This is a genomic window from Klebsiella michiganensis (genome assembly GCF_002925905.1).
Lineage (GTDB): Bacteria > Pseudomonadota > Gammaproteobacteria > Enterobacterales > Enterobacteriaceae > Klebsiella > Klebsiella michiganensis.
Genome location: NZ_PRDB01000007.1, coordinates 93,917 through 113,060, shown reverse-complemented (window position 1 = coordinate 113,060; position 19,144 = coordinate 93,917). Strand labels below are relative to the sequence as shown.

At 59.7% G+C, this 19,144-nt stretch carries 15 protein-coding genes and 1 pseudogene; 5 read left to right on the top strand and 11 right to left on the bottom strand.

All coding sequences use genetic code 11. The features are described from left to right. The first annotated feature begins 112 nt into the window (after positions 1-112). The 3 genes from CDA56_RS16685 to CDA56_RS16675 are packed head-to-tail and all read left to right on the top strand — an operon-like array spanning position 113 to position 4,742. Positions 113-1,684: an alpha-L-rhamnosidase-related protein gene (locus CDA56_RS16685; RefSeq protein ID WP_102803949.1), complete on the top strand. Its 1,572-nt coding sequence runs from the start codon at positions 113-115 to the stop codon at positions 1,682-1,684. A 26-nt stretch (positions 1,685-1,710) separates the two neighbouring features. Beyond that, positions 1,711-3,093 carry a glycoside-pentoside-hexuronide (GPH):cation symporter gene (locus tag CDA56_RS16680; protein WP_014229264.1) on the top strand — a complete coding sequence of 461 codons (1,383 nt, stop codon included), beginning with the start codon at positions 1,711-1,713 and terminating at the stop codon, positions 3,091-3,093. Between the two features lie 44 nt (positions 3,094-3,137). Further along, complete coding sequence (locus tag CDA56_RS16675; protein WP_102803950.1) at positions 3,138-4,742, top strand: carbohydrate porin; 1,605 nt, start codon at positions 3,138-3,140, stop codon at positions 4,740-4,742. A gap of 126 nt (positions 4,743-4,868) precedes the next feature. On the opposite strand, the gene pptA is transcribed toward CDA56_RS16675, so the two are convergent. From pptA to CDA56_RS16660, 3 genes are all read right to left on the bottom strand, one after another. Then, on the bottom strand, positions 4,869-5,096 hold the full coding sequence (gene pptA, locus CDA56_RS16670; RefSeq protein WP_004850668.1) for a tautomerase PptA: 228 nt from the start codon (positions 5,094-5,096) through the stop codon (positions 4,869-4,871). A 69-nt stretch (positions 5,097-5,165) separates the two neighbouring features. Continuing rightward, positions 5,166-5,783: a glutathione S-transferase family protein gene (locus CDA56_RS16665; protein WP_102803951.1), complete on the bottom strand. Its 618-nt coding sequence runs from the start codon at positions 5,781-5,783 to the stop codon at positions 5,166-5,168. A 125-nt stretch (positions 5,784-5,908) separates the two neighbouring features. After that, positions 5,909-6,913, bottom strand: coding sequence for a LacI family DNA-binding transcriptional regulator (locus CDA56_RS16660; protein ID WP_029946962.1), 1,005 nt, complete (start codon positions 6,911-6,913; stop codon positions 5,909-5,911). Between the two features lie 304 nt (positions 6,914-7,217). Here CDA56_RS16660 and CDA56_RS16655 point away from each other — a divergent pair, with 304 nt between their 5' ends. Continuing rightward, the gene (locus tag CDA56_RS16655; protein WP_057174140.1) at positions 7,218-8,414 is read left to right on the top strand and encodes an L-talarate/galactarate dehydratase; all 1,197 of its coding nucleotides are present in this window, start codon (positions 7,218-7,220) and stop codon (positions 8,412-8,414) included. A gap of 218 nt (positions 8,415-8,632) precedes the next feature. Continuing rightward, entirely contained in the window at positions 8,633-9,943 is a 1,311-nt protein-coding gene (locus CDA56_RS16650; protein WP_064357552.1) for an MFS transporter, read from the top strand. 65 nt (positions 9,944-10,008) lie between these two features. Here the strand turns inward: CDA56_RS16650 and CDA56_RS16645 are convergent, their stop codons facing one another. From CDA56_RS16645 to CDA56_RS16600, 8 genes and pseudogenes are all read right to left on the bottom strand, one after another. Then, positions 10,009-10,902, bottom strand: a complete 894-nt coding sequence (locus CDA56_RS16645) for an ABC transporter substrate-binding protein (RefSeq protein ID WP_029946963.1) — start codon at positions 10,900-10,902, stop codon at positions 10,009-10,011. Next, entirely contained in the window at positions 10,899-11,678 is a 780-nt protein-coding gene (locus CDA56_RS16640; protein ID WP_014229256.1) for an amino acid ABC transporter ATP-binding protein, read from the bottom strand. Before CDA56_RS16640 ends, CDA56_RS16645 begins: the two co-directional genes overlap by 4 nt. Continuing rightward, positions 11,662-12,588 (bottom strand): amino acid ABC transporter permease, encoded by a 927-nt coding sequence (locus CDA56_RS16635; protein ID WP_014229255.1) that lies wholly within the window; start codon positions 12,586-12,588, stop codon positions 11,662-11,664. Before CDA56_RS16635 ends, CDA56_RS16640 begins: the two co-directional genes overlap by 17 nt. Before the next feature lie 9 nt (positions 12,589-12,597). Continuing rightward, complete coding sequence (locus CDA56_RS16630; RefSeq protein WP_102803953.1) at positions 12,598-13,107, bottom strand: GNAT family N-acetyltransferase; 510 nt, start codon at positions 13,105-13,107, stop codon at positions 12,598-12,600. Between the two features lie 11 nt (positions 13,108-13,118). After that, positions 13,119-15,392 (bottom strand): annotated as a pseudogene (locus CDA56_RS31280) (NtaA/DmoA family FMN-dependent monooxygenase). A gap of 30 nt (positions 15,393-15,422) precedes the next feature. Further along, a complete protein-coding gene (locus tag CDA56_RS16615) occupies positions 15,423-16,544 on the bottom strand; it encodes an amidohydrolase (RefSeq protein ID WP_049080892.1) in 1,122 nt (373 codons plus the stop codon). Then, the gene (locus tag CDA56_RS16610; protein WP_102803954.1) at positions 16,541-17,542 is read right to left on the bottom strand and encodes an LLM class flavin-dependent oxidoreductase; all 1,002 of its coding nucleotides are present in this window, start codon (positions 17,540-17,542) and stop codon (positions 16,541-16,543) included. The genes CDA56_RS16615 and CDA56_RS16610 overlap by 4 nt, the downstream gene beginning before the upstream one ends. Positions 17,543-18,500: 958 nt before the next feature. Continuing rightward, positions 18,501-19,040, bottom strand: a complete 540-nt coding sequence (locus tag CDA56_RS16600; RefSeq protein WP_032749200.1) for an AAA family ATPase — start codon at positions 19,038-19,040, stop codon at positions 18,501-18,503. Positions 19,041-19,144 lie beyond the last annotated feature (104 nt).

Here is a 19,144-nt window from a genome sequence, read left to right as displayed (position 1 = left end):
CCCGCTCATCTCATTATCAGTGCCATTTTGCCAGATGCATTGGCATTGCCAGAGTGGTTGCCGCGGGCGGCGGCGTCTTATGCTGCGGACAAATCAACACAGAGGACGCAGTATGTCACAGGCAATTCAGCATAATTCTCAGGTCATGATGACCCGCCACCCGAAATTTTTACGTACCGCCGAGGCGCTCCGGCCCGCGCTGAGTCGTCAGGCACACCCGCCGATCGCGGTAGTCGAAGCCCACGCCGACGCCGCGGCGCTCTTCGGCTGGCGCGCCGAGCCGGTGAGCACCCTGGCCGCGTTTTACCAGCGCGAGCTGAGCAGCGGCGATAGCGTCATTATTGATTTTGGCAGCCACTACGTTGGCTACCTGCATTTTCTCTGCCAGAGCGCCGGGAGTCCGCCGGACGCTCCGGCCCATCTGCAGTTGACCTTCGGCGAAACGCTGAGCGAAGTGTGCGAACCGTTCAGCGACTATCAGGGCTGGCTCAGCAGTAGCTGGCTGCAGCAGCAGGATCTGTGGCTTGATGTCCTGCCCGCCGAAATTGACCTGCCGCGCCGCTACTGCTTCCGCTATCTGAAGGTGGAGGTCAAAGCCGTTTCGCGCAAGTTTCGCCTGCAGTTCACGCAGGTTGAGGTTAACGCGGTCACCTCGGCCAGCGGCGCATGCCCGGCGGCGACAACCTCCGACCCGCAGCTCCGGACCATCGATAACGTTGCCGTGCTGACCCTGCAAAACTGCATGCAGGAAGTGTTTGAAGATGGCCCCAAACGCGACCGCCGCCTGTGGCTCGGCGATTTACGTCTGCAGGCGCTGGTCAACGATGTCACCTTCGCACGCCACGATCTGGTGCGCCGCTGCCTGTACCTTTTTGCCGGGCATACTCGCGAGGACGGCATGGTATCGGCCAACGTGTTCGTGCAGCCGGATGTCATTGCGGACGATACCTTTCTTTTTGATTATTCATTGTTTTTTGTCGACGTCCTCTACAACTATCTGCAAAGCGCGGAGGATATGGCCACGGCCCGCGAGCTGTGGCCCACGGCGCGTCGTCAGGTAGAACTGGCGCTGACCCGCTGCGACGCCTCCGGCGTTGTGCGCGATAGCGACGACTGGTGGGTGTTTATCGACTGGCAGGCGTCGCTGAATAAACAGGCGGCGGCGCAGGGGGTACTGATTTACTGCCTGCAGCGCGCCGTCTGGCTGGCGGAGCGTTTCGAACCTGAGCTGGCCGCAAGCTATCGCCAGCGTTTACAGCAGCTCAAAGCGGCGGCCCTCGATGCGTTATGGGACCCGCAGCAGGGCTTTTACGTCAGCGGCGCCCGGCGGCAGGTCTCCTGGGCATCGCAAATCTGGCTGGTGCTGGCGGAAGTCGGCACGCCGCAGCAGCGCCGGGAGATCATGCGCAACCTGGAGAAAAATCCCCCCGCGGTCGCCATGAACACACCCTACCTGCGTCATCACTATATCGCCGCCCTTCTGCAGTGCGGGCTGCGCGACGAGGCAATTGCGCAGATCAAAGCCTACTGGGGAGCCATGGTCGACTACGGCGCCGATACCTTCTGGGAAATCTTCGACCCGGCGCATCCTGATTTTTCCCCTTATGGCAGCAAACTGATAAACAGTTATTGCCATGCGTGGAGCTGCACCCCGGCCTGGTTTATTCGCCAGTACGGACTTTAACAACAACGATAAGCGAGTGTATTTTTATGGCAGAAACAACCTTTACCCTGTGGCGGCAGCGCCTTGGCTATGGCATCGCCGACCTCTCCTGCAATCTCGTGTGGCAAATGATCTCTCTTTATCTGATGTTCTTTTACACCGACGTGATGGGCCTGCCCGCCTATTACGTTGGCCTGATGTTTCTCGTGACGCGTCTGGTGGATGGCGTTGCCGACGTGCTGATGGGGCTGGTTATCGACAATACCGCCACCCGCTGGGGACGCTGTCGTCCGTATCTGCTTATTGGCGCGATCCCTTTCGGATTGCTGTGTATTCTGGCCTTCTACGTGCCGGATTTCGGCACCACCGGTAAGCTGATCTACGCTTTTGTCACCTATCTGTGCCTGTCGTTTCTCTATACCATCGTCAACATTCCGTTCTGCGCCATGCTGCCATTTCTGACGAACGACTCGCGGGAACGCACCACGCTGTCGGCGGTGCGTATTCTGCTCGGTTCGCTCGGCGCGACCATCGTCGCGGTCGCCACTCTGCCGCTGGTTGGCGCGCTGGGGAAAGGCAATCAGCAGCACGGCTTCTTCTACACGGCGGTGGTTTTCGGCGTTATTGCCACCTTCTTCCTGCTGGTGAGCTTCCGGAACGTTAAGGAAAATATCAGCATTACGCAGGAGCGCATGACCTTAAAACGCGCCTGGGTCAGCCTGCGCGCCAACCGGCCGTGGTTCGTCTTCGCCATCAATATTTTCCTGATGTGGGGCGCGTTTTTCTTCCAGACCGGGGCGCTGGTCTACTTTTTCCATTATTACGTCGGCAATAACGATCTCACGGCGATCGTCGCCGGGATCTCTACCTTCGTGCCTCTGCTGGGTACCCTCACCGTGCCGCTGCTCGCCAGCCGGATGAAAAAGCGCCACGTTTATCTGGTCGCCAGCGCGATCAACCTGGTCGGCATGGGCATGATGATGGCGGCAGGCGTTAACAGCTGGGGCCTGGTTGCCGGTGCGGTGGTGCTATCGCTTGGCGCCGGACAGCGCACGGCAATTTACTTCTCCATGCAGGCCGATCCGGTGGATTACGGGGTGTGGAAAACCGGCATCAATACCGCCGGCATTTTGACCTCTATCAACGGCTTTCTTGGCAAGGTGGCTATGGCGGGCGCGGGCGCTATTACCGGGGTACTGCTCTCATCCGGCGGCTATATCGCCAACCAGGCCCAAAGCGACGGCGCGATGCTGGCGATAAAAGCCTGCTACCTCTATATCCCGGCGCTGCTGATTGTCGCCTCAATGCTGTGGATTGGCCGCTTCTATCGCCTCGACGACCAGTATGAACAGATCCGCGCCGACCTTGATGCCGGACGCCGCGCGCCGTCGGACGCGTCGTCAGTCGCCGGAGAAAACCACGCCCTGTAAGGCGCAGCACACCCTTCATACCTCTGAAAAAAATAAGGATTAATATGCGTATCTCTTTGATTAGCGCGGCGGTTTGCTGCGCCCTTTTTTCGGCTTACGGCGCAAATGCGGCCCCGCTCACCGTCGAACAACGGCTGGCGCTGCTGGAGGCCCGGCTTAATCATGCGGAGCAGGAGGCCGGAGAGGCTAAACGTCGGGCGCAGCAGGCGGAGCTGCGCACCAGCGCGGCAGAACAGCGTGCGGCGGCGGCGGAAAAACAGGTGCAGACGTTAAGCCAGCGCACCGATGCCACGGAGCAAAAGCAGCAGGCTGCCGACAAACAGCTGGCGAAAACCCGCCTTACCGACGGTTTTGAATTTAACGCCTACGCCCGCTCGGGAATGCTGGTCAACAGCCACGGCAAAGGCGCGCGCGGCGGTCCGGGGATCTCGCCGGCCAGTTCGCTCAACGGTGACGCCCACGTTGGCCGTCTCGGCAATGAGAAAGATAACTACGTGGAGCTCAGCTTCGGCAAAAAAATGACCTTCAGCGACGGGTCGTGGGCGCACTTTAAAACCATGCTTGCCGACGGCGCGACCAACCCGGATCCGTGGGTGCAGGATAACGACAGTCACCATCTGAACGTGCGCCAGCTGTACGTCGAGATGGGTAATTTCGCCGATTTTTCCGGGCCATTCAGGAGCGCCTCCATCTGGGCGGGCAAGCGTTTCGACCGCGATAACTTCGATATCCACTTTACCGATAGCGATATTATGTTCCTCGGCGGTACCGGCGGCGGGATCAATGACGTCAACTGGAACAGCACGCTGCACGGCGATTACTCGGTCTATGCGCGCAGCTTTGGCGACCTGGGCAGCGATAACTATCAGGATAACGATATACAGAACCTGATGTTTACCGCCAACCACTTCTGGAACAACTGGCAGCTGATGACCACGGCGATGACCGCCCAGGGTAACGATGACCTGAAAGATACGACGTCGACAACCGGCAGCTACGCCCTGCGCAGCGATAATACGGCGAAAAACGGCTACTACGCGATGCTGGCGTATCACGACAAACAGCGGTTTTATGGCCTGGCGCCGGGCGTTTCGGAGAGCGCCCTGCAGTACGGCGGCGGGCTGGGCGCCGAAGCGCGGCAGCCGGGCAGCGACGGCGATCTTACCGAAAACGCCAAATCTCTGCGCTTTGCGTCATACGGTATTTTGCCGCTGGGGAAAAACTGGCAGCTTGCGCCATCGGTTATCGCCCAGCATAGCGAAGACCGCTATCGCGACGGGGACCGCTACGATTGGGCAACCTTCAACCTGCGGGTATCCCAGGGGATCACCCGCAACTTCGCCCTGCTGTACGAGGCGTCCTGGCAATATATGGACCTGAATCCCAACGGCCGAACCTATCGCTACGACAGCGGCGTGCATCAATACCAGGCGGTGAGCGGCGATTTTTACAAGCTGACCTTCGCCCCGACGTTTAAAGTGGGCGATGTATTGGATATTAAAGCGCGGCCGGAGATACGTTTCTTTGTTACGTGGATGAACTGGGATAAAGATCTGGATCGCTACGCGATCAACGATGATTTCGGCAGTAAAGGCTTTACCGCCGGTGGTAACTGGAACTTTGGCGTGCAGACGGAGATTTGGTTCTAATACAGCAACCCACGCGCTTCTTCCCGGGGGCGGCGCAGAGCGCCTGCCCGGGCTACCGGACCGCAGATCGCCGGGAACGCGTAGCCCGGACAGATGCGCAGCATCGCCTCCGGGAAAGAAACCGGGTTACATGCTATAGCCCGGTTTCTTAATCAACTGTTCCATCTGCGGGGCGATTTCGCTGTCCCACACCTGCTGCCAGTCGCTCGGCTCAACCTGCTTCAGGGCCACGCTCACTGAACTCTCTTTGCTGTTGAGGTGGCGAATCAACACCTCGGTAATATCGGCGGCCAGCGCCGCTTTTTGTTCATCATTCAGGTCGCGGGGAAAACATTTAATATCAACGTGCGGCATAGCAGGCTCCTTTATTGTCTGGACGATAAAACTAGCATAACCCGCGTCATCCGGATCGCTTTTTGTGCTTTAAATCAGCTCGTTGCGGCGCAGAACGGCTTCGAGTTTGGGATGGCGATACACCGCATCCGCCACGGCGAAGAATTTTGGCGTCTGCGCCGCAAACCACTCCCGGCGCGGGCCCCAGGCGCACATCGCCGCAATATAGCAGTCCAGCAGGGTTATCTCCGCCCCCAGCGCATACGGCGCGGCGGCAAGCTGCTCCTCCAGCCACAGATAGAGCGATTTGCGATAGCTGATGCAGCTTTCCCGCAGCTGTTCTGGCGCATCGGCGGCCCAGCGCTCCGGGTAATCCGCAAAGGTAAAGGTGGGATAGACGTTCGCCACCAGCCAGATGAGCAGACGCTGAAAGGCATGCCGCTGCGGCGATCCCGGCGCCGGAGCCAGATCCGGTCGAACGTCGAGGATCATCAGGGCAATCGCCGCGGTTTCGGTCATCACGCTGCCATCTGCAAGCGTCAGGGTCGGCACCTGACACAGCGGGTTGATCTTTTTGAGGCGGTCGCGCTGCGGGCCCGGCTGGTCAAAGCCCTCAACGTTAACAAAATGGTACGGGATATCGGCCAGCGTCAGCATCAGTTCGCTAATTGTTGAGCCCCAGCCGGGTACGCCATAGACGGTGATCATATTCTGCGCCCTCGATGAATTTGCCGCTCAGGAACAGAGCGGCGACGGGTTTAGCAATTTTGCAGTATAGATTTGATTACGCCATGCCGCTATTGAGGCCCCCTCGCACATGCGAAACGGCAGAGCTACGCCGACTCGCGCGCCACCAGGTGAAAGCCGATATCAATAATCGCTTCCCCTTCTTCTCCGCCTTCTATGCGGTCGGCAAGCAGCGTGGCCGCCTGCTCGCCGATGGCATGACGGTCGACGCTGACGGTGGTGATGGCCGGACGGTTGCTGGCGGCGAAGTCCAGATCGCCAAAACCGATCACCGCCAGATCCTGCGGCACGCGCAGCCCCCGGCTTTCGGCTTCCATAATCGCCCCCTGGGCAAGGGTATCGGAGCTGCAGACGATAACGTCAAACTCGCCGCCGGCGAGCAGCTCGGCCAGCCCGCGACGCCCCAGCGCCAGCGATGCCGGAAGCGGCACCTCGACCTGCGGCGCATCGTCAATGCCGTTTTTGGCCAGCCGGGCGCGGAGCCCCTGCTTTCGCAACGTCGCGCGCGCATCGCCGGCCCACAGCAGACCCGGGCGGCGGTAGCCTTTTTCCAGTAGGTACTCGCCAATGGTTTCGCCGACTTTTTCATGCGAAAAACCGACCAGCATATCCAGCGGCGTCGGGGTGAGATCCCAGATTTCCACCACCGGCGTGGCGGCGTTGAGGATCGTCTTCTTCAGCGCCGGGGCGTGCTGAATGCCGGTCAATACCACGCCATCCGGACGCCGGGAGAGTAAGGTTGCTACCAGCTCGGCTTCGGTCTGTCGGCTGTAGCCCGCCACGCACAGCAGCATATGGTAGCCGCGCGCCGCCAGGGTATCGCTCAGCGCCTGGATGGTATCGACAAACATATTGTTATTGATTTGCGGCACCACCACGGCCACCAGCTTGCTGCGCCTGGAGGCCAGGCCGCCGGCCAGCGCGTTAGGGATATAGCCCGTTGCCTGCACCGCCTGCATCACTTTCTCGACCGTTTTTGGCCTCACCAGCTGCGGCGTATTCAGCGCCCGGCTGACCGTCATCGACGACAATCCGGCGCTACGGGCTACGTCATCCAGCGTCGGCGCGCGCGTCGGTTTTCTGCTTTTCACGACTAAGCCCCTGTGTTGAGTCGTTTTCTGTGGGCATTATTGATGATGGCCCGCGCAATTGCCAGCGCTCACCTCGACATCCTCAATAGAATCAAATACCTGAAACACAAAATGTTATCGCTATCATTTTGATTTGTGATTTTTCACAAACCTTTTTGGATCGTGACCTGAGCTGCATAATTTTACCCTTTATAACCGCTAATTGTGATCGTTTGTACAAATTAAAATCACTGTCGTAGCGCCAGGACAATTTCAGGATTAAAAATGTTAGCGCAAACATTTTATCACTAAAAAGGAACTGACTATGACCTCGAGCGCTAATTCCGAGTCCGTGACCTACGCCAAAGCTTCCGGCGTCAAAACCGCCGCTGAAACCGGCGACCGCATTGAACACGTCAAACTGTCGCTGGCCTTTCTGCCGCTGGCGACCCCCGTTAGCGATGCAAAGGTTCTGACCGGTCGGCAAAAACCGCTTACCGAAGTAGCGATCATCATCGCGGAAATCCGCTCCCGGGACGGCTTTGAAGGCGTTGGCTTCAGCTATTCCAAGCGTGCGGGCGGCCAGGGCATTTACGCCCACGCCAAAGAGATCGCCGATAATCTGCTCGGCGAAGACCCGAACGATATCGACAAGATCTACACCAAACTGCTGTGGGCCGGCGCATCCGTTGGCCGCAGCGGTATGGCGGTACAGGCCATCTCCCCTCTTGATATTGCGCTGTGGGATATGAAAGCCAAACGCGCCGGACTACCGCTGGCGAAACTGCTCGGCGCGCACCGCGATTCCGTTCAGTGCTACAACACCTCCGGCGGCTTTCTGCATACGCCGCTGGATCAGGTGTTAAAAAACGTGGCTATCTCCCGTGAGAACGGGATTGGCGGGATTAAGCTGAAGGTCGGTCAGCCGAATACCGCCGAAGATATTCGTCGCCTGACGGCGGTGCGTGAGGTGCTGGGCGATGACTTCCCGCTGATGGTGGACGCCAACCAGCAGTGGGATCGCGAAACCGCCATCCGCATGGGGCGCAAAATGGAGCAGTTCAATCTGATCTGGATTGAAGAGCCCCTTGACGCCTACGATGTTGAAGGCCACGCGCAGCTCGCCGCCGCGCTGGATACGCCGATTGCCACCGGCGAGATGCTGACCAGCTTCCGCGAACATGAGCAGCTTATCCTCGGCAACGCCAGCGACTTTGTCCAGCCGGATGCGCCGCGCGTCGGCGGGATCTCCCCGTTCCTGAAGATTATGGATCTGGCGGCGAAGCACGGTCGCAAGCTGGCCCCGCACTTTGCGATGGAGGTACACCTGCATCTCGCCGCCGCCTACCCGCTCGAGCCGTGGCTGGAGCACTTCGAGTGGCTGAACCCGCTGTTTAACGAACAGCTGGAGCTGCGCGACGGGCGGATGTGGGTTTCCGAACGCCACGGTCTGGGCTTTACCCTGAGCGAACAGGCCCGCCGCTGGACCCAGCAAAGCTGCGAGTTTGGTAAACGCCCTTAACCGAATTCCCCGGATGGCGGCACAAGGGCTAAAGGCTCCGTAGCCCGGGCAAGGCGCGTCAAGCGCCGCCCCCGGGAGAATATCGCGTTTTCCCGGAGGCGATGCGGCGCATCTGTCCGGGCTACCGGTCCGCAGATGACTGAAAACCTGTAGCCCTGCCGGGGAAATACCTCTTATTGACTGTACCCACAATAAACAACCCTGCAAAGGAGTTGAAGATGACTACTCCCTTAAAACGCAGCAACGTGCGTTACGGCATATTACTGTTTTTATTTCTGGCTACCGTATTTAATTATGCCGACCGGGCAACGCTGTCCGTCGTCGCGCCTATTATGAGCAAAGAGCTAGGCTTTGATCCCGAGGCGATGGGGCTGGCCTTTTCAGTTTTTGGTATCTCCTACGTCATTATGCAAATACCCGGCGGCTGGCTGCTGGATAAATATGGTTCGCGGCTGGTCTACGGCTGCGCGCTGATTGGCTGGTCGATCGTCACCATGTTTCAGGGAACGATCTATCTGTTCGCCAGCCCATTGATCGTACTGGTGATTCTGCGCCTGATGATGGGCGCGATTGAAGCCCCCGCCTTCCCCGCTAACAGCCGTCTCAGCGTACAGTGGTTTCCCAACAAAGAGCGCGGGTTCGTCACCTCGGTCTATCAGGCCGCGCAGTATATTTCCCTGGGAATTATTACGCCGCTAATGACGATTATTCTGCATAATTTAAGCTGGCACTACGTATTTTATTATATTGGCGCTATCGGCGTGGTGCTGGGAATATTCTGGCTGGTAAAAGTAAGAGATCCCTCTCATCATCCAAAAATTAACCAACAGGAGCTCGACTATATTCGCGAAGGCGGCGGCGAGCCGGAATTAGGGACGAAAAAAACGCAGCAGAAATTAACCCTCGCGCAGATTAAAAGCGTCTGCGTTAATCGCATGATGATCGGCGTGTATATCGGCCAGTTCTGCGTAACGTCCATTACCTGGTTCTTCCTGACGTGGTTTCCCACCTATCTCTACCAGGCCAAAGGTATGTCGATCCTCAAGGTCGGTTTTGTCGCCAGTATCCCGGCCATTGCCGGATTTATCGGCGGACTGCTCGGTGGGGTATTCTCAGACTGGCTGCTCAAACGCGGCTACAGCCTGACGACCGCCCGCAAGCTGCCGGTGATCTGCGGCATGCTGCTCTCCTGCGTGATTGTCGTCGCCAACTACACCACCTCGGAAGTGGTGGCGATCGCCGCCATGAGCCTGGCCTTCTTTGCTAAAGGTTTCGGTAACCTCGGCTGGTGCGTGCTGAGCGACACCTCGCCGAAGGAAATGCTGGGAATTGCCGGCGGGGTGTTCAACATGTGCGGCAACCTGGCGAGTATTATCACGCCGCTGGTTATCGGCGTGATCCTCGCTAATACCCACTCCTTTGATTACGCCATCCTGTACGTCGGTTCCATGGGCGTGCTGGGCCTGTTCTCCTATCTGTTTATCGTCGGGCCGCTGGATCGTTTGACGCTGACCCCGCGCGCCGCCTGATTTAAAACCCTGGCGAGCATTCGCCTCCGCTGTTTCGCATCACACTCCTGCGAAACAGCGGTTTTTTAGTAGGTTATCCCCGGCGGATTCACTTCCGATTGCGTCACCTCTTCGCCCTGCTCTCCCCAGCGCGCCAGCACTTTCTGATACTCGCCGCGAGCAATCGCGCCGTTCAGCGCCGCCTGCAGCGCCGGAGCCAGGCCGTTGCCCTTTTTGGTCGTGGTGGCAACGTACGCTTTTTTCGGCCCCAGGCCGACGACTTTGGTTTTGCCGCTGAGCGCCGCTTTATAGGCCGCCACCGACTGCGGCCCAAAGAACACGTCCGCGCGACCGGACTGAATATAGAGGTTGCCCGAGGCGTCATCGGTCAGGTAGACCGGCAGCGCGGGTTGCCGCCCGGCGGCTTCGTTTTCGGCGTTCCAGCCGAGCAAAATCCGCTCCTGGTTAGTCCCGGACCCGACGATCACTTTTTTACCCGCGAGATCCGCCGGACCGCTCACGCGGGCGATATCGCTGGTTGATTTCACGGAAAAGGCCAGAGAGTCAACGCGATAGGTGGCAAAATCAAACTTCTCTTTCCGCTGCTCGGTCACCGCAATATTGACCAGCGCGACGTCGTAGCGTCCGGAAGTAATCCCCAGCGGCCAGTCCTCCCAGGCGGTGGGCACCAGCTTTAGCTTCAGCCCGAGGCTGCCGGCCAGCAGCCGGGCAATATCCGGGTCGCTGCCGATACGCGTGCGGTTATCGCTGGCCAACAGCGCCAGCGGCGGCGAATTGAGCGCCGAAATCGCCACCGTTAAGGTACCCGGCTCGACGAAGGCGTAATTTGCCGGGATCTTCGCGATCGCCTGCTCATCGCGGGTCACCGGCAGCGGCTGCTCGTTGGCGCGCAGGTCGATAGCCGCCTGCGATGCCGCAGATAAAGAGAGTAGTGTCAGGGCCAAAAGTCCGTTTCTCATGCCGCTAATACCCTCGATAAGAACTGCCGCGTACGCGGATGCTGCGGTTGGTTCAGCACGGCGTCGCTGCTGCCCTGCTCGACTATCTTGCCGTCGACCATAAACACCACCCGGTCCGCCACCTCTTTCGCAAAACCGATTTCATGGGTGACCACCACCAGCGTGGTGCCGGAGCGCGCCAGCTTTTTAATCACGTCCAGCACTTCCCCCACCAGCTCAGGGTCGAGCGCGGAGGTCGGTTCATCGAACAGCATTACCCGCGGGTTAAGCGCCAGCGCCCGGGCAATAGCGATGCGCTGCTGCTGGCCGCCGGACAGGTGCCGCGACCAGGCGTCGGCTTTATTGCGCAGTCCGACCACGTCCAGCAGTTCATACGCCCGCGCGATCGCCTCTTTGCGGGTCGCCTGCTTATGGGCTATGGGGGCCTCAATCAGATTTTCCAGCACCGTCAGATGCGGGAACAGGTTGAAGTTCTGAAATACGTAGCCGACGTTAACCCGCTGGCGGAGGATCTCTTTCTCTTTCAGCTCGTAGAGCTTGTCGCCTTTACGGCGATAGCCGATATAGTCGCCATCGATCTGAATAAAGCCTTCATCCACGCGCTCCAGATGATTAATCGCCCGCAGCAGCGTCGATTTTCCCGAACCGGACGGCCCGAGGATCACCGTCACCGTGCCGGGTTCGATTTCCAGCGATACGTCATCAAGCGCTTTGTGGCGGCCAAAATATTTGCTGACGCCGGTGATGGAGATATGGCCGTTACGAGAGTTGGGCATGGGCGGACTCCTGGGGTTGTGGGCGACGAATGGACTCAACGCGGCGGCTGCTGCGGGCGCTATTGACCGCCGAGCGGCGTTCGCTGCGGGCCAGTCCTCGCTCGACCAGATACTGGATCAGCGACAGCACGCTGGTGATCGCCAGATACCAGGCGGCGCCGACCATCAGCAGCGGGATCACTTCCTGGGTGCGGTTATAGATCATCTGGATGGTGTAAAACAGCTCCGGCATCGCCAGCACGTAAACCATCGCCGTCCCCTTGGCGAGGCTGATAATTTCGTTAAAGCCCGCCGGTAAAATGGTGCGCAGCGCCTGCGGCAGAATAATGCGCAGGGTCCGACGGCTGGCCGGAAGCCCCAGCGCCGCCGCCGCTTCATACTGCCCGTGATCGACCCCGAGAAAGCCGCCGCGGATAATTTCGGCGGTGTAGGCGCTTTGCACCAGGGTCAGCCCGACAACGGCGGTAGAAAACTGCCCCAGTACGTTGATGGTCTCAAAGCTGGCCCAGCGAATCGCGGTGAACGGAATGCCTATCGCTAGCGTGTCGTAAAGATAGGAGAAGTTGTAGAGAATAATCAGCACCACGATCAGCGGCAGCGAGCGGAACAGCCAGATATAGCCCCAGGCCAGGCTGCTCAGCAGCCATGAACTGGAGAGCCGGGCCAGCGCCAGCAGGCCGCCGAGAATAACGCTCAGCGCCGTCGCCAGCAGGGTCAGCAGCAGCGTCTGCCCGAGACCTTCAAGGATCACCGGGTCAAAGAACCAGCGGGCAAAGACGCGCCACTCCCAGCGCGGGTTAAAGGCGACCGATTGAATCACCACCGCCAGCACCAGCAGCGCCAGCAGCGCGCCTACCGCCCGCAGCGGATAGCGCGCGGGGACAACCTTAATCGTTTCCTGGGTATGCATATTGGCTCCTTAAGCGCTCTGGCTCAGCGCGCTGACCGCCAGCGCTTTCGTAAAGCGCAGTCGACCATCGAACGGCGGCAGGCTGTACTCTTCCGGATCGCGGCTGAGGTCAAACTGCGCCTCGTAGCCCTGGCTCAGGTAGAGCCGCACCGCTTCCGGCTGCCGAAAACCGGTGGTCAGATAGATATGGCTGTAGCCCGCGAGCAGCGCCCGTCGCTCCAGCTCCTGCACCACTTTCGCCGCCAGCCCCTGCTGGCGCAGACGACGATGGGTCCAGATACGTTTGATTTCTGCCGTATGGGAATCTTTCGGTTTGTACGCGCCGGTGGCGATAATTTCCCCTTCGCGCTCCAGCACGATAAACAGCCCCTGCGGCGCCAGATACCATTCAGTCAGCTCGACTTCGGCATCGCGGGAGAAATAGTCGCCGTAGCGCGCGGCGTACTCGCCGAACAGGCCCTCAATAATCGGCTGCAGCTCCGGCGCTTCCGGAGAGACATCGCGGAATAGATCGCTCATCATGCCTCCTGTTAGTCGCCGAGTCCGGCCGGGTTGATTTCCGATTGCGGAATGCTCTCCACGCCTTCCCCCCAGCGGTTCAGCACCTTCGCGTAGTCGCCGCTGCGGATTGCGCCGTTCAGCGCCGTCTGTACCGGTTCTACCAGACCGCTGCCTTTTTTCACCGTCACGGCAATATGCGCCGCCTTCGGCCAGCCGCCGTCAACGCTGCCTACCAGCTTGGTTTTGCCGGTCAGCGCCGCTTTCCACGCGCCGATCACGTTGGGGCCGAAGAAGGCGTCGGCGCGCCCGGACTGCAGCGCCAGGGTCTGGGCGGCGTCGTCTTTGGTGTAGACCGGCGTAAACGGCTTCAGCCCCTTCTTGAGATTCTCGGCGTTCCACGCCAGCAAAATGGCTTCCTGATTGGTGCCGGAGCCGACGATAATCCGCAGCCCGGCAATATCTTCCGCTTTTTCAATTTTGCTCAGCGGACTGGTGCTCTTGACGTAAAAACCCAGCGAATCTTTGCGGTAGGTGGCGAAATCAAACTTCTCTTTGCGCTCTTTGGTCACGGTGATATTGCTGACCGCCGCATCATATTTGCCGGAAGCGACGCCAAGCGGCCAGTCCTCCCACGAGGTGGGTACCACATTCAGCTCCAGCCCGAGGCTGTCGGCCACCAGGCGGGCGATATCCACCTCGCTGCCGAGCAGGGTTTTGTTATCGTCAGAAAACACGGTCAGCGGCGGTGAGTTCAGCGCGGCGACCGCGACCGTTAGCTTACCCGGCACCGCCAGGTGGAGACCTTTCGGCAGCTGCGCGATAGCCTGCGGGTTTTTCGCCGTATGAATCGGCGTTTTGTTGGCGTCGAGGCTCACGCCGGTGCCGTTGATCGTGACGTTCTGCGCCCAGGATGACGCGCTAACGGCCAGCGCCAGCGCCAGTAATAGCGATTTTTTCTGCGTTTTCTGCATAGCGGGTGTTCTCTATTATTGTTTTTGGAATTGATTCACGGGCTCTGCCAGCCCTAAGCTTTCGCGCAGCGTGGTGCCGGGATATTCCCGGCGGAATAGTCCGCGCTGCTGAAGAATCGGTACCACCTGGTCCACAAAGCGCGGGAAGGTATCCGGCGTACCGCCCTGGATAATAAAACCGTCCGTCGCGCGCTGTTCAAACCACTGCTGCAGGCCATCCGCCACCTCTTCAGCGGTTCCGGCAAAGCGCGGTCGCGGGCTGGCCGCCTCCAGCGCCACCTGGCGCAGCGTCAGGCCGCGTTCGCGGGCATTGCGTTTTATCTCGTCGGTGGTGCTGCGAAAGCTGTTCTGCCCGAGGTCGCCGATATCCGGGAACGCCTCATCCAGCGGATACTGAGCAAAGTCGTGATGTTCAAAATAGCGGCCGAGATAATTCAGCGCGTCTTCAATCGACACCAGCGCAGCGGTGGTCTGGTATTGCTGCTCCACATCGTCGGCGCTGTCGCCAACGATGACGCTGACGCCCTGGAAGATATGCAGTTCGCTCTCCCGGCGGCCGTGCGCTGCAAGCTGGCTTTTGACGTCGCGATAAAAGGCCTGCGCCTCCGCCAGCGACTCCTGATGGGTAAAAATAGCGTCTGCGTGGCTGGCGGCTAACTTTTTACCGTCATCGGAGGCGCCCGCCTGAAAGATAATGGGCCGGCCCTGCGGCGTGCGGGCAATATTTAGCGGACCGGCTACTTTAAAGAAATCGCCGTGATGATTAAGCGTGTGCAGCTTGTTTTTATCAAAGAACTGGCCGCTCTCTTTATTACGAATAAACGCGTCCTGCTCCCAGGAGTCCCACAGGCCTTTGACAACCTGCAGATATTCATCGGCAATACGGTAGCGCAGCGCATGATCGGGATGCTGGGCGCGGGAGAAGTTTTTTGCTGAACCTTCCAGCGGCGAGGTGACCACGTTCCAGCCCGCGCGGCCGCCGCTCAGATGATCGAGGCTGGCGAACTGGCGGGCGGTGGTAAAGGGTTCGCTGTAGGAGGTCGACAGGGTACCGACCAGGCCTAAACGCGAAGTTACCGCCGCAAGGGTGGATAATACGGTGAGCGGTTCAAAACGATTTAAAAAATGCGGGATCGATTTTTCATTAATATATAAGCCATCGGCAACAAAAATAAAATCTAGCTTGCCCTCTTCCGCTTTTAACGCCGTCTGCTTGACGAACTCAAAGTTAATACTGGCGTCGGCCAGCGCGGCCGGATGACGCCAGGCCGACATATTTCCCGATGCGCCGTGTAATATAGTACCAATGCGCAGCTGCCGTTGTTCAGACATCGTTAATCCTTAGTCAATGACCCTGAATAATTAAAGTGCTTTTAATGCCTGCTCTGCCAGATCGGCAAAGTAGTGCGCCGCCGGGGCGATTAAACGCTCATCCGGGTTAAACGCCGGATGGTGAAGACCAAATTCGCTGGCGCTGCCGATGCTGACGAACGCGCCGGGAATATGCTGAAGATAAACGGCAAAATCCTCCCCGCCGAGATGGAGATCCGCATGGTGCGTGCGGTAGCCGGACTTATCGGCCACGTCGCTGGCGAAAGCGGCCCAGCGCTCATCATTAACCAGCGCGGTCGGTCCGGCGTACCAGAAGACATCTATCTGCGCGCCGAAGGCGCTGGCGAAGCCGGCGGCAATCTCGCTCACCCGCGCTTTCACCCGCTGCTGGACTTCGCTGCTGTGGGTGCGCAGCGTACCTTCCAGCTCGACGCTTTCCGGCAGGACGTTCCAGGTATTGCCGCCCTGAATCCGCGTGACGCTAAGCACCACGGAATCAAGGGTATTCACTTCGCGGCTGGCGACGCTTTGCAGCAGGGTCACCAGCTGGCTGGCCAGCAGAATGGCGTCCTTCCCTTCATGAGGCCGGGCGGCGTGAGCGCCTTTGCCGGTCACCTTAAACACAAAGCGATCGACGTTGGCGTAAAACGCGCCGCCTCGGGTGGCGAATTCGCCCACCGGCAGACCCGGTTCATTATGCATACCGAAAATGGCGGAAACGCCCTCCAGCACGCCGGCGCGAATCAGGGTTTTCGCGCCGCCGAAGCTCTCCTCCGCCGGCTGGAACAGAATACGGACGCGTCCCGCCAGCTGCGCTTCGCGTTGTTTCAGCAGTAAGGCCGCGCCAAGGATCACGCTGGTATGAATATCATGCCCGCAGGCGTGCATTACGCCGGCATTCAACGAGCGAAACGGCACGCTGGCCGCCTCTTCGATAGGCAGCGCATCGATATCGGCACGCAGGGCTATCACCTTATCGCCGCTGCCCACTTCGGCAACCGCGCCGGTTTTCAGTTCATAAGGCAGCAGGCTGATGCCGCCGCTCTGCAGCCAGTCGCGAATACGTGCGGTGGTGTCGACCTCCTGCAGCGAGAGCTCGGGGTACTGGTGCAGTTCGCGCCGCCAGCGAATTAACTGTTCGGCAAGGCTCATGGCTGCACCTCCGCGCTCAAATGCGCCCGGGCCAGCAGGCGCAGGGAGTTAAGGCGCGCCGCGCCATCGTTAATGGGCGTGTCGATAATAAATTCGTCGATGTTCCAGGCCGACTGCAGGGCATCCAGCTGCGCTTTCACCTGTTCCGGGGTGCCGAACAGCACCGCCGATTCCCGCCGGGTAATGCGCGTCGGCCTGCTGCCCGCCTGACGGGCAAAGGCGGCCGCCTGCGCTTCGCTGCCGACGGTGACCCGCTGGCCGTTTTCCAGCTCAACGCCCCACGTTTCGACGGATTTTGCCAGCTCCGCCGCCGTCGCGGCCTCTTCGGCCACGATGACCTGGACGGCAATAATCGCGTCTCGACGGCTCAGTTCACGCCAGCGGGTTAACACCTCGCGCAGCAGCTGCTTATCGCCGTTGAGATGGGCGGCGAAGACGAAGTTCCAGTCCAGCTGCGCCGCCAGCTGCGCGCTCTCCAGGCTGGCGCCGAGCAGAAAGCCGTCGGCGCGACGCGGCGGGATCGGCGTTGCGCGGACGCTCTCCTCACCGTCGGTTTCGGTCAGCGACAGCCAGTTGTCGAGCTGCGCCAGCTGGTCGGCAAAACGCCCCTTTTGCTGGGGGTCAAGCCCCTGCTGTAACGCGCGAGTGGAGAGCGGCAGTCCGCCAGGGGCTTTGCCCACGCCCAGATCCACGCGGCCCGGAGCGAGGGAAGCCAGCATATTGAAGTTTTCCGCCACTTTATACGGGCTGTAGTGCTGCAGCATGACGCCGCCGGAGCCAACGCGAATCCTGCGGGTCTGGCCGAGGATCCAGGCAATGGCCAGCTCTGGCGACGGACTGGCGAGCTGGTCAGTATTGTGGTGTTCGGCTATCCAGAAGCGATGATAGCCCCAGGCTTCCGCCTGTTGCGCAAGCGTTAATGTACGCGCCAGCGCCTGGGCAGCCGTTTCTCCGGCTGCCAGCGGGCTTTTATCCAGGATACTGATTCGATAAGACATTTCGCAGGCTCATGTGGATTAACATGTCTGCATTATTAGAAGCGCCCGCGGCTGGTGAGAAACAATTTATTTACATTTACTCTGCCGGAAATTAGATATGCGGTGAGGTAACTGCCCCGGAGGCGATGCTGCGCATCTGCCCGGGCTACGCGTCCTCAGCAATCTGTGGGCCTGTAGCCCGGGCAGGAGCTGTGCAAGCCGGGAAGAAGCCGCAGCAATGCCAAGTTACGGCATATTCCCCGGGTTGCGGCGTAAACGCCTTACCCGGGCTACGGATTACCAGCAATCTGTGGCCCGGTAGCCCGGGCAGGAGCTTTGCAAGCCGGGAAGAAGCCGCAGCAATGCCACGTCACGGCATATTCCCCGGGTTGCGGCGTAAACGCCTTACCCGGGCTACGGGTTACCAGCAATCTGCGGTTCGGTAGCCCGGCTAAGCGCAGCGCAAGCCGGGAAGAAGCCGCAGCAATGCCACGTCACGGCATATTCCCCGGGTTGCGGCGTAAACGCCTTACCCGGGCTACGGGTTACCAGCAATCTGCGGTTCGGTAGCCCGGCTAAGCGCAGCGCAAGCCGGGAAGAAGCCGCAGCAATGCCACGTCACGGCATATTCCCCGGGTTGCGGCGTAAACGCCTTACCCGGGCTACGGGTTACCGACAATCTGCGGTCCGGTAGCCCTGTAGCCCGGCTAAGCGCAGCGCAAGCCGGGAAGAAGCCGCAGCAATGCCAAGTTACGGCATATTCCCCGGGTTGCGGCGTAAACGCCTTACCCGGGCTACGGGTTACCAGCAATCTGCGGTTCGGTAGCCCGGCTAAGCGCAGCGCAAGCCGGGAAGAAGCCGCAGCAATGCCACGTCACGGCATATTCCCCGGGTTGCGGCGTAAACGCCTTACCCGGGCTACGGGTTACCGACAATCTGCGGTCCGGTAGCCCGGCTACGCGCAGCGCGAGCCGGGGGATTATCGGCTATTCTGCCGAAGCTCGCGCACCAGCGCCTCGGTCTGCTGCTGGTCGCGTAAACGAACAAAGCGAATGTGTTGATACTGCGGGTCCTGCATATCCGCCAGGTAACGCCGGCGATTGTTGCGCCAGGTTTTCAGCGTCCAGAGAATAATAGAGTCCCGGCTAAAGAAAGAGCGGCGGAAGGTTTCGCAATTGCCGGTGCCGGGCCACAGCTCCTGCCGTCGGCTTGCGCGTGAAGCCGCGCGACGGACCGCCTGGCGGATCGTGCGCCAGAAGCTGTAGTCCACCCATACCACCAGATCCACATCGCGCCATTTTACCGGGCGGCTGCGGTTATAGTTGCCGTCCAGCACCCAGCCGGGCGCGGCGAGCGCGGCGGTGAGTTTGGCGTAGAACTCATCGTCCGGCGTCCCTTGCCACTCGGGCAGCCAGTAGAGCACATCCATTTCAATATAAGGCAGTGACAGTTCCTGAGCCAGCCGACGCGCGAGGGTGGATTTGCCGACGCCGCTGGTCCCTACTACATTGATTTTCATCGTGGTCTCTCGGGCAAAACGCGGGCGGAGAATAATAGCGCAATAACGTTAAAACGATGAGCAAAATTTCCCCATCATGCGCGAACGCCGAAAAGCTTCCGATC